A 12,358-nucleotide genomic window follows, 5' to 3' on the forward strand; every position below is an offset into this window, starting at 1 on the left:
CGGCCGCCACAGGTGTCGCGCCGTCGCCTCCACGCCGCGGCCGGCTGGTCCGCGGCTTCGCGGACCAGCCGGCCGGGCACCGGACGCTAGGGGAGCCTTTCGAGGAGCCAGGTACAGAGTTCCTCCGTGACCTTGCCGTGTTCCTGGTTGCGGGAGGAGAGCTTGAACTCGTGCAGTTCACTGTCGGCGGACGAGGGGTCGATCTCGCCGTACAGGGCGTCGTCGGAGTCGAGGTCCCGGAGGGCGACGGCGCTGACCGCCGGGACGAAGCAGTGCGAGCGGGTCGGGTTCTCGACGGCGAGGGCGGGGATCTGGTTGAGCGCGTCGGCGAGGATCCCGAAGCCCTCCAGGGTGCCGCCGGGGGCGCCGTCGACGGCGGGCAGGCCCGGGGCGTGGGCCTCGTGCCGTTCCTCGGTGACGACCCGCAGCGTGGCGACCAGGGAGTCGTCGCCCGTCGGCTGGGTGCGCAGGGTGGTGCCGGTGACGGACTCCCCGGTGCCCAGGACGGCGGTCGCACCGGATTCGATGCCGTTGCCGGTGCCCGAGCCGACGCCGTTGGCGACACCGATGAGGCGGGGCACGCGTGGCCAGTCGCCCACCCCGGCCAGCTTCGCGAGGAAGTCGGCCCGTTGCTTGTCGACTCCGGGCTTGTCCTGCCAGTGCTCGATGTGGCGCCACAGCAGCTCGCGGGAGGCCGAACTGTTCATCTGCTCCGAGAACCGGGGGTCGAGCGGGGCGATGTAGTGCGCGAACGCCTGGAGCGAGATGGGGATGTAGGCGCCCCGGTGCGGGCTGTCGTAGGACCAGTACACCGCCGTCTGATGGTCGAAGTCCCTGTCCTCCTTCTCCAGCTTGGCGAGGGCGTACCGGGTGACCAGACCTCCCATGCTGAAGCCGCCGACCGCCAGCGGGCCGTCGCACCGCGCGACCGTCTCCCTGATCGCCGCGATCGCGGCCTCCGCGTTCTCCAGGATCGACGCGCTGCGCTCGTCGAAGCCGAGGAGGATGAAGTCCCTGCCGCGCCGGCGCAGTTCGCTGATGAACGGGTAGTCGCCGAACTCCAGGTGGGTCCAGGAGAACTCCAGGCTGCTGGGCCCGGTGTTGAAGCCGTCCGAGACGATGACGGGGCGGGTCAGGGCGCTGTTGCCGTCGCCGTAGTAGACCCAGGCGGTGCCGCCGGGCAGGCTCCATTTCTCGTCGGGCGGCGGCGGGAGGCGGGTGGGGGGCTCCTTGGGGCCGGGAGCCAGGATGATGGGCGGCGCGGCCCGCAGTGCTTCCGCGGCCTGCCGTTCGGTGGGTGCACTCATGTCGGTCCCTTTCAGGAGGCCAAGGCGCCGGGCGCTCACCGCAGTGCCCAAACCCGGCTGACAGCGGCGAAGTCCGCCTACGGACCACCCGTCCGGAGGCGGACTCCTTCGTCCCCGCCCTCTACAGGACGGCGATGGTGAACGAGGCGGGAGTGGGGTGACCGTCGTTGACGGGGACGACGGTGATCGCGTCCCGGCGGTTGTCACACGAGCTGGTGGGCCGTCCTGCCGCCTCGACGCTCGTGGTGCCGACCCCGCCGTTGGCGAGGATCAGGGCGCTGGAGAGGTCGATGCCGGCAGCGGGGTCGACGATGACGCAGTAGACGCCCCGGTGGGTGCTCTCGAAGCTGTCGATCACGTTCTTTTGCCTCTGCAGCTCACCGTGGAAGTCCACCTCGGCGGCAGCCCTGGCGTTGGGGGCGATGATCTCCGCCGGCGCGGCGGCGGCCTGGAGGGTGAAGGCGACCGACAGGGCAGCGGATCCTGCGAGCACAACGGCGGTACGGCGCATGACAGTTCCTTTGCGATCGAGACACAGGCGTGGCGTGCTGCGTTGCCTGATAGTTCGTTGACAACCATATGTCGCGGGAACGAGCAATCGCCCTATCCGTCGGCGAGGCCATTCGAATGGGTGGTGTCACGAGCGCGCGTTGACTGCCTGGTATTTCGATATGCGCTGCACTACGGGGGGATGTTCGCTCTCCAGGACACCGTCGAGCCCCGCCGCAATCGCCGGCGGGGCTCGACGGTGAGCGGCCGGATCCCCTACAGGGGCTGGTCGATCGTCATGGTGAAGCTCAGGACCATGACCTGCTCGAACTTCGGAGGGAACCGCTGGGTCAGCTTGAGCAGGGACTTGGCGTCGACGTCCACGTCGTTCTGCTCGATCGTGATCGATCCGCCTGAGCCGTCCTTGTAGGTGTCGCCGACCTTGACGACCGCCTCCTTGTCGGGGTTGGAGACGGTCAGGGAGGAGGTGATGTTGTCGAAGTCGTCGCCGACGTCGCCCGTCGCGGTGAGGGTCTTGCTACGGCCGCCGAACTTGGAGTCCTCGTACAGCGTGACCGTCCACCCCTTCGGGATGGTCACCGAGCTGATGAAGTCGTTGTCATCCAGCGCGCTGGTGTCGTAGGCGCCGGGCTTCAACGTCTGGCTTTTGCCCTTACAGCCGCGCTCACCGTGAACGATCACGTGGTCGTTGGCCATGATCCCCTCGACTTTCTTCAGTCGGAACAAAGACGGAATTGACCTTAGAGGCCAAGGATTCTCGTGGTGATGGAAACACCTGATCATTCACTCATCCGGGTCTTGGGCGGCCCGGCAGACTCACGAACTTGCAACGAAAATCTGAGACACCAGGCGCCACCAATCCAACCCCGCCTCCGCTACCCACGGCGTTTGAGAACTGAGACAGATACACACGTGAGACAGCCGAACTGTTCATAACCTCGGCCTCGCCGCCGCCCGCGCCTACGGCCTGCCCTGGGAGCGCACCGTCCTGGCCGACGAACCCGGCGACCAGTGGGCCGAAGTGGCCTCCGTCCTCGCCGACGCCTGCGAGACGATCATTCTGCGTCCCACCAGCCGCCCGGTCCCGCGCCAGCTCGCCCGCCTCGAACAACGCCTGCGCACCACAGGGACCACCCTCCTGACCGTCGACGCCTGGCCCGGCACCGCCGAGCTGCGCCTGACCGTCGGCGACTCGTCCTGGCAGGGACTTGGCGACGGCTACGGTGCCCTGGAGCGTCGGACGGTCACCGCCCGGTGCACCGGCCGGGGCCGCGCCGTCCGCCCGCGCGAGGCGCGCCTGTGGCTGCCCGATGAGAACGGCTGCGTGAGCACGGCGACGGCCATACCCGCGGAGCGTCTTCCGCAGGAGGACGGGGACCTCGCAGTCGTCGCCGCGCTCGCGTAGCCGCTGACCCGGTCGGTCATGCGCTCGCGCGGGGATAGCGGACAGGCCCATCACGCGGCCCGGTGGCCGCCTGCGTGCTCGCCCGAGGACATGCAGGCCGCTCAGTCCTCGGCGGCGCGGCAGTGGGGCTGAGGCCCTGTCACTTCCTGTCCCGGGCTGTCGCTGGGTGTGCGACGATCCGCAGACCGACAGGTTGGAGGACGGCTGTGGAGCAGCGGGGACGGGTGTACGAGCGGGCGCTGGAGATCGCCGCGACGGATGCCCGGGCGGAGGTGGTCGATGTCGTGGCGCTCGCACTGGAGACCCTCAGCGGCAACGGGCCGGACGAGGTGCCGCTGGGGCGGCTGCTGTGGCACCTGGACGGCGGACTGCACGGGCGGATGCGCGGTGGCGAAGGCGTGGACGTGCTCATGGGTGCGGTCGAGGCGGTCTCCCTGACGCTGGCAGCCGAGCGCGGTGCTCTGGGGCGGGACGACGTCGTCCGGATCACCGGCGGGGAGTACGCGGGCCGGGCGGGACTGGTCGACGTTCCATCCTGGGAGCCGGACCACGACGCCCGGGACGTCCAGCCCGGTCTGCCTCGCGCTTACCAGGTCCGGCTGGATGGGGCGGTGACCGTGACGGTGCCAGCCGGGGACCTCCGCATCGCGACGCCCACAGGGGACCCGGAGGTGTTCATGGACATCGCGTTCCCCTCCGTGTGGTTCGGCTGTGTGGTGTGGGGCGACCGGCTGGTTCGCTGGCACGCCGAGTGCCGCCGCCGGGAGTGGGAGCCGTTGGACCTCGGTCCGGACCCGGGAGACACCGTGAGCAAGGCCGCGCTCCTGGTGTCGGCGGCGCTCCTGGATGCCGCTACGACGGAGGGGCTGGACGAGCCGGCCGACGGCACCGCGCTCCTCGACCTCCCTTTGCTCTCCGTCTCCGCGCTGCTCAACGGCACCTACGACGAGACGATCGCCGCCATGCTGGAGCGGACCCGCCCGTCCTTCTCCGCCACCGACCAGGTGCTGGAGAACCTGCGGGAGCTGTGGAGCCTGCGCGCCAAGGTTGAGGAGCTGCGCCAGCGCGGCCGGGTCCGGCGGCTGGCCCACACCATCGTGTGGGCCACCACGTGGCAGGGCAGCGCCGGGGAGTCGATCCGGTCGAGTACCTTTCAGGCCGGGAAGTTGTGCTACTGCGGGACCGCCTGGACGACGTCGCCCCCTGGGTCCAGGAGCAGCGCGCCATCGCCTGGGCCGAGGACATCGCCGCGCAGCCCGGAGGAGAAGCCCTGTAGACGAGGCTTCGCGCCCGCGCGCTCCGGCTCGGCGATCACACGGTAGGAGGGTTGGCACTCTCCGCACTTTTCTACAAGCGCGGCGGCGGCTTGCCGCCGGCGACGAGGACATTCGCCGGCTACGCCCGCCCCGTAGTTCACGTATGCCGCCGGACCTGGGCGGACACGGGGAGCCGCACCATCGTGGTGCAGCGTGCGCTGATCGATCCGATCGCACAGTCCGGAGGCGGAACGCCCGGGGTGGCTTGGCGGCGTCACGAGGCCGGAAGCGCGCCTTGCCGTGTTGAGGGAGTTCGTGAGCGTTATCGACGCAGTCTCGGTGCCTGAGCTTGTCGTTTAACGTCCGGCGTCGAACAAACGGGCCCCGAAGTGGCAGGCTGTGGTCGTGGAAATCGCGAGGGACGACCTGCCAAGGCCGCTGTCGACGTGCTGGCTCTACTGGATCGCCGTACCGACCGGCGACCAAGCGGGCGTCATCGCGTCCCTGGGCCTTACCCGCACCGTCCCTGTGACGTTCGCCGAGGCTGAGGCTGTCATCGACGAGGACGGCCACGGAGAGGCTGAGGACAATCCGGACGGGATGGCCCGGGTGTACGTGAGTCCCGAGATCGACGGATGGACTCTGGTGATCGGCCCGTGGTGCGATCCGTGTAACAGCGACAGAAGCGACGAGGTCCTGCGACTGTGTGTCGACCTCAGCGCCCGCTACGGAGTGGCCCAGGCGTACTACTTCGGAACACAGAACGACGGCTCGGCCTGGCTGATCGCGGAGCACGGAGTCGTGGTGCGGCGGTACTGCGAGACCGGCGAAGTCGACGACGGACTCCTCACGCTGGGACAACCCCTCGTGCAAGAACAGGCCGAACGGGAGCGGATGGGTCTGCCGGCCGCCTGGGACGAGAGCGCACGCAACGACGATGCCGAGGAGGAGTGGAAGTGGCGGGCGTTCGACATGGCCCCCGAGATCGCCTCGGCCCTGGGCATCAGTCCGCTCGCACTGACCGCGGCGATGCGAGTTCGCGGCGTCGGCGTTCTTGCTGAGACACCTGTTCCGGTGCACTGAGCAGTGCGTTCAGCTTTCCATAGCCGTCCTTCTCGGTTTGGGGCCCTTCTTGTAGTGGGCGGGCCGCACATATGCCTCGCCGGTGGCCAGGACTCTTCCGACCTCGTGGTGGGCGGCGGGCCGCTGGTTCTTCGAGCCGGGCGGCCGGCCCGGGCCGGAGCGGGTGGGTTTCGGTGCACGCGCTGGTGAGGGGGCCTTCGTGTGCAGGTTCCTGAACCCGACGCGGGCGGGGGTGAGCTTGTTCGGTTCCGCCGGCTTCTCCCAGGGGTGGCGGAGGTCGGCGACGAGCGGGCGGGCGAGGCGGAGCTGGGTGTGGGCGGCGATCACCAGCCAGGTCCAGCGGTCGGCCGCCGCGGAGTCGCGCAGGCGGGGCCGGGTCCAGCCGAGGGTCTGCTTGAGCAGGCGGAAGGTGTGCTCCAGGTCGAAGCGGCGGAGGAACGCCTGCCAGCAGCGGTCGACCTCGGCCGAAGTGGCGCCGGTGCGCGACCACCAGAGCCAGACCGGCCGGTTCACCCCGCCGCTGGGCAGCTTCTCGACGGCCAGCCGGATCACCGTGCCTTCGAGGAGCGGCAGGTCGCCGTCGTGGTCCAGCCAGGCCGCGCGGCGGGTCAGCCGGGGGTGGAGCCGGTCCCAGGCCCGGGCCTGGGCGGTGCCGTAGTGGCGAGTCGCGGTGGTGGTGACCGCCTGTTCGGTGCCCCAGGTGTCGGGGTCGCCGAAGACGAACTCGCTGCCGTGCTTGGGCGGCCGGCCGCCAGCCGGGTTCGCGGCGGCGAACTCCGCCCGGCTTGGGGCCGGGCGGCGCATCACCCGGTCCGAGCGGAGCCGGCCCAGCACCTGCACCGGCAGATCCGCGAGCAGGTGGGCGATGCGCGGGGCGTCGTAGCCGGCGTCCATCACCACCAGCACCTCCGGATCACCCGCCCGCCACTGCCCCGCGCCGATCAACCGCACTACCACGTTGCGGAGTTGGACGGCAGTGACGGCCGCGACGTCGGCGCCGGGCTCCAGCCGCGTCGCGTCCAGCACCGCCGTCCAGGAAGTCCGCCCAGTCTCCAGCGCGACCACGAACGAGTACGGCCAGCCCGGGGATCATCTGGTGCTTGGCGTCGCCGCGGCCGAAGGTGTGGCAGAAGGATCGGTCCGGGCAAGTCTGTGCGTCCGGCCGCAGGAACGGCGAGACGTCCACCGCGAGCACCAGGCGGCCGTCGGCGGCCCGCGGCAGCGGCAGGCCGGCCAGCGCGGTCCGCAGCCGCTCGAACGTCTACCCGCCCCCGGTTCAGCGCGGCGTACGGGGCCCCGTGCCCGCGCCGGTGCTCGGGGGCCAGCGCCAGGCCCACCAGGGTCTTCACCGGCCCGTCGGTGCACAGCAACGCATCGGTCAGCTCGAACAGCGCGTCGCGCCGCCCGGTCAGGCAGTCGTAGAAGACCCCCCGGAAGCGTGACAGTTCAGCGAACGGCTCGCCCTGCACACCCTGTTCCACCACACTCATCACAGCGGCCTTCGCATCAAATCCTGTACCTCTTGGTCGAGTTCAGGATCATGCGAAGGCCGCACCGCCGTCCCGGGAACACCCGAACGAGTGATCACCGGACCCGCTTGTTCGACGCCGGACGTTAAACGACAAGCTCTGAACTGGTTCCTCTTCTCGCGGCGAGCTAAGGGCTGTCCCGTATAAGCGGGTGAGCCGGGACGAGGACGACGGTACGGTGCCCGGATGGAGCCCTCGAACCCCGTATGTCCAGCCCACGGACCTGGCATCGATCCCGCGTCACTGATCGGTCGTCGGCTGGCGCGGCTGGTGGCGTCCTGGCACGTATATGAGGGACGAGAATCTGACACCCCTGTCGATCTGTGGCTCATCGATGACCAGGGGGTGTCCACCCACATCATGAGCGGGACGGACTGGTGCCTTGTGGTTGAGGCGTCCGAGCCGTACGAGAGCTACGACATGGGCAACCGGGGCCGGATTGACGTGCGACCCGTTGACGAGGGATCCCGCTGGCGAGCCGTGTTGGGGAAGTCGTGCTCGGAGTCCGAGAGGACTGGGAGCCGCTGACGGGGCGGATGGGCCTTGAGTTGGACTTCGCATCAGGAAGCGTCCGTTGCGAGAGCTGGTCCGGTGACCTCCGCGACCGCTGCGACAGTTCACCCTGGCGAACTCGAACCACCCGAACCACCCCGCCCAGACCCGCGCCCTGCACGCCTACCTGCGGTGGCGCAACGCCAACGCCCGCCATCATCCCTATGTCCTCGCGGCCCAGCGCAAGGAACGAGCCCGCATTCGCAGCGAGAAGGGCATCCGCTGGGGAGGGCGACCCGGAACCCGAGCGGCGTGAAAGACGCCACGAGCACAGCCCACTTGCACAGCACGAACCTCACGAGGAGTTCCGCATGGACCATCGGGACGTCGACACGGCCTTGGCAGAGTTGCTGAAGGTACTCAGACCGCATGCCGACAAGGATTGGACGGTGCCAGCAGGTCCGCTGAAGTGGAGCTGCTGGGAGACGGCGGCGCACATCGGGCACGACCTGCTGGCCTACGCGGGGCAGGTGGCAGCACGTCCCACCGACTCCTACCTCCCGTTCGACCTGAACGTCAGCCCCGCTGCCTCCCCGACCGAGGTACTCCAGACGGTCACCGCCTGCGGCCGGCTCCTCAGCTGCGTGCTGACCGCAGCCAGTCCGACCTTGCGGGCCTGGCACTGGGGTCCCTGCGATCCCGAGGGCTTCGCAGCAATGGGCGTCGCTGAAGCCCTGCTGCATACACACGACATCACGCAGGGTCTGGCCGTGGACTGGCAGCCGCCCGCACCCCTATGCGCGGCCGTGCTCGGTCGTCTGTTCCCCGATGCCCCTCCTGGAGACCCCGTCCAGGTGCTTCTCTGGTGCACCGGCCGCCAGGAACTGGATGGCCTTCCCCGCCGAACCTCGTGGGTATGGAAAGCAGCGCGCTCCGACTGATCGCACCACCCGGTAAACGTTCCCGGTCACAGCACTAGCCTGACTGAGGGAACCGGCAGCCTGGTGTGGCCGGGACGCGCTGATCGCCGACGGGAAGATCCGCACCGCCTGACCGAGCACCGGGCCCGAGACAGCAGCCCCCCTCGGGCCCGCCCCGGTCGACGTGCCGCCCGGCTGTGCACGCCCACTCTTGACGGCCTGTCAGTCGAGCGGAACGGTGGAGGCGCAAGGATCCGCAACCGGCTTGGCACAAGGAGCGGTCATGGCACTACGGTTCAGGGGCATCGACCCGGACACGCCCAACGGCGGCTCTCCGACCGTGTGGTTGGAGGACGAGAAAGCGGAGATCGTCATCCAGGGCTGGCTGCCCGACATGGAGATGTACCGCGTGATCAGCGAAACCGAGTGGGTGGAGGGCCACGCCACCGGCGTCCCGGACCACGAGGGCGTCGTCCGGATCCCGGTCCGGATGATCCCGTTCTTGAGGAAGGTGTGCGATGAAGCCGAGCGTGCCGGACTTTGGCGCCCTGCTGAGGAGCGCTGAGCGCTCCGCGTGCCACCTGGAGATGCGCGACTCCTACATGGACGACCCGGTGTTCGCCGACTGGCGCGCCGGCCTCCCGGTCGACCGGCCCGAGGCCTACGACCTGCCCGAGGAGTACACCGCCTGGGCCGCCCTGGTGCGGGAGACGGTCGGCCGCGGTGTGGCGATGCGCCGCGCTCGGATCGTCTCGGAGCCGGTGACCGCCTACATCCGCTGGGAGCACGCGATCACCGAGCGGCACAACGTCGCGCTCGGCGAGCAGGTCCGCTGGCTGCCCCGGTCGAAGGCCTCCGACCTCGCGCTGCCGGGCAACGACCTCTGGCTGGTCGACGAGCGCCTAGTCCTGTTCCACTGGTTCACCGGTGACGGCGAGTGGGCCGGGCACGAGACCACCGAGAATCCGGCCGTGGTGAAGATGGTGACCGGCGCCTTCGAGGCGGTGTGGGAGAGGGCCGTTCCCCACGCGCAGTACACCGTCTGAGCAACCTGTCCACCACCACCACCCGCCGGGCAGCCAGCACCATGTCGTCGTCCCCGTCATCCAGCGTCATCGAGGCGCGCAAGGCGCTCGCCAACCGTCTGGTCGGCCTGCGCAAGGACGCCGGCCTGACCGGCGACGAGCTGTCCACCCGGTGCGGGTGGCATCCGGCCAAGACCTCCCGGATCCAGAGCGGCAAGTCCGCCCCGTCCGAGGACGACCTGCGCGCCTGGTGCGCCGCCTGCGACGCAAGCGACCAGGTCCCCGACCTGATCACCGCCGCCCGCGCGGTCGACTCCATGTACACCGAGTGGCGCCGCATGGAACGCGGCGGGCTGCGCGCCGCCCAGGAGTCGGTTGCCGCCCTCTACCGCCGCACCGGCCTGTTCCGCGTCTACGCCAGCCGCGTCCTGCCGGGCATGGTGCAGACCCCCGAATACACCACCGCCGTCCTGCGCTCGATTCAGCGCGCCCGGGTCGAAGTCGACGACGTCGCCGACGCCGTGGAGGCGCGGCTGGAGCGGCAGCGGATGCTGTTCTCCGGCCGGCACCGCTTCGGCCTGCTCATCGAGGAGTGGGTGCTGCGCGCCGCGGTGTGCGACCCGGAGGCGATGGCGGCCCAGCTCGGCCACCTGCTCGCCGTCTCCGCCAGCCCGTTCGTCAGCGTCGGTGTCGTCCCGACGGGGCCAGGCCGTCCACACCTGCCGGTCGAGGACTTCTACCTGTTCGACGAGGCCGAGGTGGCTGTCGAGCTGACCTCCGGCTATCTGCGGATCACCCAGCCACGTGAGATCGCCGACTACGTGCGCACCTTCACCGACCTGGCGTCCATGGCCGTGCACGGAACCGGAGCCCGTCAGCTGATCACAGCGGCGATAGCCACTCTCGGGTGACGTCCCGCAAGTAGGCGCAACCTCATTGAGGGCCCGGCCGGTCACTCCCTACCGTCGATCCGTCGCCCGCCGTGACGGACCGGACACCCGGCCCCGGCGGGCGAGCTGGGCTGCTGCGCCCGCCCGTCCCACGTCGGGTGAGCGCAGCCGTCACCGCCAACGAGAGAGCGGAGTTCCGCCGTGGCAGCGCACCCCGTAACCCGCCCACCGGCCACGGCTGCAGCCGCGCGAGGGGTTGCACCGACGGGTGCGAGGCGCACGGTGACGACCGTCGAAGCCTCGACACGGCCCCCGAGCGCCGACGCCGTGAAGGTGCTGCTGCCCTACGAGCCGCAGTCCGCCGCCGAGGCCCGGCGCCTCGTGCGCACCACGCTGCGATCTTGGGGGCTGGAGGACCTGGTCGAGGCTGGCGAGCTCATCGTCAGCGAGCTTGTCGGCAACGCCGTGCGGACCGGATGCCGCCGCCGGATGACGGTCACCGTCGAGCGGATCACCGGCCGGTGCGTGCGGATCAGCGTCAGCGACGGCTCCCGCGCACTGCCCTGCCTGATCGAGGCCGGCACGTCGGCAGAGTCGGGCCGGGGACTTGCCCTGGTCCACCATCTGACCGGCGGGCACTGGGGCGCGAGCCTGGAAGGGCTCGGCAAGACCGTCCACGCGGATCTGCACACTCATGCCCCCAGCCAGGCGTAGCCCACGAGTGCCACGGTGCGCCGGGGCGGCCCTCTACGCCTCCCGCCTCCGGGAGGGCACCACACAGCGACGACGAGGAGGTCGGCTGGAACTGTCCGAATGTCTGGGTCTGGACGTCGGGTGAGATGCTCAACGCGGGCCTGGCCTCTGGTCGGTGGTGGTTCCTGGTGGGGACAGCGCGGTGCTGTCGTCACGTAGAGGGTGTGCCTTGCGTTGCTCGGTAGCGCGATGGCGGTGTTCCGTAGCGGCTGACGAATGCCTGGCGGAGCGTTTCAGCGGTTCTGAAGCCGCACTGTGCCGCCACGCTCGCCACGGGTAGTGAGGTGGAAGCCAGGAGGTGAGCGGCGGCTTCGGTGCGCGCGTCGCGGACGAATCGGCCCGGCGCCTTTCCAAGGTCGTCGATGAACAAGCGGGTCAGGTGGCGTTCGCTCACCCCGGCGTCGGCTGCCAGTGCGGTTGCGGTCAGGTCGCCGGTCAGGTGGCTGGCGATGTAGTTGACGGCTCGCCTGACCAGGCTGTTGGTGGGTGCTGGGGTTGCTGTGAACATGCTCATCTGTGCCTGGTTGCCGGGCCGTTGCAGATAGGTGACCAGGCCGCGGGCCACGGAGCGCGCCAACTCCGCGCCGTGGTCCTCCTCGATGAAGGCCAGGGCGAGGTCCAGGGCGCTCGTGACGCCCGCCGCGGTGGACACGCCTCCGTCGCGGATGTAGATCGGCGCCGGATCCACGGTGATCTCCGGGTAGGCCGAGGCCAACTGCTCGGCGTACCACCAGTGAGTCGTGACGCGTTTGCCGTTGAGCAGGCCGGCGGCAGCCAGGACGGTCGCCCCTGTGCAGACCGAGGCCACTCTGCGGCTCTCCCTGGCCAGGCGGCGGACATGGCCGACGATCCGCGGGTTGCCTGCCGCGGCCTCGTGGCCGAACCCTCCCGAGACGATCAGCGTGTCCAGCGGCCCCCGCAGCCGCTCCAGGGATCGCTGGCCCTGCAGCGTCAGCCCCGAGTCGCAGGTGATCGCGCGGCCTCCCGGCGTGGCCACGCTCACGGCATAGGCGGGGCTGGCACCGAGCCGGTTGGCGGTGGTCAAGCTTGTCGTCACGCAGGCGATGTCCAGCAACTCGGCCTCGTCGTATCCGACGAGGACCACCACTCGTTCCTCCATGACCAGGACCCTATGTCGGAATGACTGGTATCCCAAGAATTCCGACCTGGTCGCTGTCTGCCCTTGGC

12 protein-coding genes and 3 pseudogenes are annotated in these 12,358 nt (G+C 69.9%); 9 read left to right on the top strand and 6 right to left on the bottom strand.

Going from position 1 to position 12,358, the window contains the following annotated elements; all coding sequences use genetic code 11:
- Positions 1 to 86: 86 nt before the first annotated feature.
- From IF30_RS0135605 to IF30_RS0135615, 3 genes are all read right to left on the bottom strand, one after another.
- Positions 87 to 1,307 (bottom strand): hypothetical protein, encoded by a 1,221-nt coding sequence (locus IF30_RS0135605; RefSeq protein ID WP_030246334.1) that lies wholly within the window; start codon positions 1,305 to 1,307, stop codon positions 87 to 89.
- 121 nt (positions 1,308 to 1,428) lie between these two features.
- Positions 1,429 to 1,818, bottom strand: coding sequence for a hypothetical protein (locus tag IF30_RS0135610; RefSeq protein ID WP_030246336.1), 390 nt, complete (start codon positions 1,816 to 1,818; stop codon positions 1,429 to 1,431).
- Positions 1,819 to 2,072: 254 nt separating this feature from the next.
- Entirely contained in the window at positions 2,073 to 2,513 is a 441-nt protein-coding gene (locus tag IF30_RS0135615) for a hypothetical protein (RefSeq protein ID WP_030246338.1), read from the bottom strand.
- Positions 2,514 to 2,838: 325 nt separating this feature from the next.
- Between IF30_RS0135615 and IF30_RS0135620 the strand changes: the two genes are divergently transcribed.
- The 3 genes from IF30_RS0135620 (at position 2,839) to IF30_RS0135630 (ending at position 5,561) form a co-directional block, all read left to right on the top strand.
- Positions 2,839 to 3,222 (top strand): hypothetical protein, encoded by a 384-nt coding sequence (locus IF30_RS0135620; protein ID WP_051711918.1) that lies wholly within the window; start codon positions 2,839 to 2,841, stop codon positions 3,220 to 3,222.
- Positions 3,223 to 3,428: 206 nt separating this feature from the next.
- Positions 3,429 to 4,544 (top strand): hypothetical protein, encoded by a 1,116-nt coding sequence (locus tag IF30_RS0135625; protein WP_030246341.1) that lies wholly within the window; start codon positions 3,429 to 3,431, stop codon positions 4,542 to 4,544.
- A gap of 339 nt (positions 4,545 to 4,883) precedes the next feature.
- Positions 4,884 to 5,561: a hypothetical protein gene (locus tag IF30_RS0135630; RefSeq protein ID WP_234322968.1), complete on the top strand. Its 678-nt coding sequence runs from the start codon at positions 4,884 to 4,886 to the stop codon at positions 5,559 to 5,561.
- 9 nt (positions 5,562 to 5,570) lie between these two features.
- On the opposite strand, the pseudogene IF30_RS42470 reads toward IF30_RS0135630, so the two are convergent.
- Together IF30_RS42470 and IF30_RS50885 are read right to left on the bottom strand one after the other, a co-directional pair.
- Positions 5,571 to 6,756, bottom strand: a pseudogene (locus tag IF30_RS42470) (transposase).
- 103 nt (positions 6,757 to 6,859) lie between these two features.
- Positions 6,860 to 7,051: pseudogene (locus IF30_RS50885) on the bottom strand (transposase); the annotation flags it as partial.
- Positions 7,052 to 7,694: 643 nt separating this feature from the next.
- Here IF30_RS50885 and IF30_RS49935 point away from each other — a divergent pair.
- From IF30_RS49935 to IF30_RS0135665, 6 genes and pseudogenes are all read left to right on the top strand, one after another.
- Positions 7,695 to 7,898, top strand: a pseudogene (locus IF30_RS49935) (IS630 family transposase); the annotation flags it as partial.
- Positions 7,899 to 7,953: 55 nt separating this feature from the next.
- Positions 7,954 to 8,523, top strand: coding sequence for a DinB family protein (locus IF30_RS0135645; RefSeq protein WP_030246354.1), 570 nt, complete (start codon positions 7,954 to 7,956; stop codon positions 8,521 to 8,523).
- Positions 8,524 to 8,785: 262 nt separating this feature from the next.
- Entirely contained in the window at positions 8,786 to 9,067 is a 282-nt protein-coding gene (locus IF30_RS0135650) for a hypothetical protein (protein ID WP_030246346.1), read from the top strand.
- A complete protein-coding gene (locus tag IF30_RS0135655; RefSeq protein ID WP_030246348.1) occupies positions 9,021 to 9,548 on the top strand; it encodes a DUF6879 family protein in 528 nt (175 codons plus the stop codon). Before IF30_RS0135650 ends, IF30_RS0135655 begins: the two co-directional genes overlap by 47 nt.
- Before the next feature lie 41 nt (positions 9,549 to 9,589).
- Complete coding sequence (locus IF30_RS0135660; protein WP_030246349.1) at positions 9,590 to 10,438, top strand: helix-turn-helix domain-containing protein; 849 nt, start codon at positions 9,590 to 9,592, stop codon at positions 10,436 to 10,438.
- Between the two features lie 261 nt (positions 10,439 to 10,699).
- Positions 10,700 to 11,131, top strand: coding sequence for an ATP-binding protein (locus tag IF30_RS0135665; protein ID WP_078891972.1), 432 nt, complete (start codon positions 10,700 to 10,702; stop codon positions 11,129 to 11,131).
- Positions 11,132 to 11,321: 190 nt separating this feature from the next.
- Here the strand turns inward: IF30_RS0135665 and IF30_RS0135670 are convergent, their stop codons facing one another.
- Complete coding sequence (locus IF30_RS0135670) at positions 11,322 to 12,290, bottom strand: GlxA family transcriptional regulator (protein ID WP_037902294.1); 969 nt, start codon at positions 12,288 to 12,290, stop codon at positions 11,322 to 11,324.
- Positions 12,291 to 12,358 lie beyond the last annotated feature (68 nt).

This window comes from Streptomyces sp. NRRL S-350, from assembly GCF_000719705.1.
Taxonomy (GTDB): domain Bacteria; phylum Actinomycetota; class Actinomycetes; order Streptomycetales; family Streptomycetaceae; genus Kitasatospora.

Coding starts and splice junctions, on each gene's coding strand:
- IF30_RS0135605 (WP_030246334.1), bottom strand. CDS start 1,307: ATGAGTGCACCCACCGAACGGCAGGCCGCGGAAGCACTGCGGGCCGCG.
- IF30_RS0135610 (WP_030246336.1), bottom strand. CDS start 1,818: ATGCGCCGTACCGCCGTTGTGCTCGCAGGATCCGCTGCCCTGTCGGTC.
- IF30_RS0135615 (WP_030246338.1), bottom strand. CDS start 2,513: ATGGCCAACGACCACGTGATCGTTCACGGTGAGCGCGGCTGTAAGGGC.
- IF30_RS0135645 (WP_030246354.1), top strand. CDS start 7,954: ATGGACCATCGGGACGTCGACACGGCCTTGGCAGAGTTGCTGAAGGTA.
- IF30_RS0135650 (WP_030246346.1), top strand. CDS start 8,786: ATGGCACTACGGTTCAGGGGCATCGACCCGGACACGCCCAACGGCGGC.
- IF30_RS0135655 (WP_030246348.1), top strand. CDS start 9,021: ATGAAGCCGAGCGTGCCGGACTTTGGCGCCCTGCTGAGGAGCGCTGAG.
- IF30_RS0135660 (WP_030246349.1), top strand. CDS start 9,590: ATGTCGTCGTCCCCGTCATCCAGCGTCATCGAGGCGCGCAAGGCGCTC.
- IF30_RS0135670 (WP_037902294.1), bottom strand. CDS start 12,290: ATGGAGGAACGAGTGGTGGTCCTCGTCGGATACGACGAGGCCGAGTTG.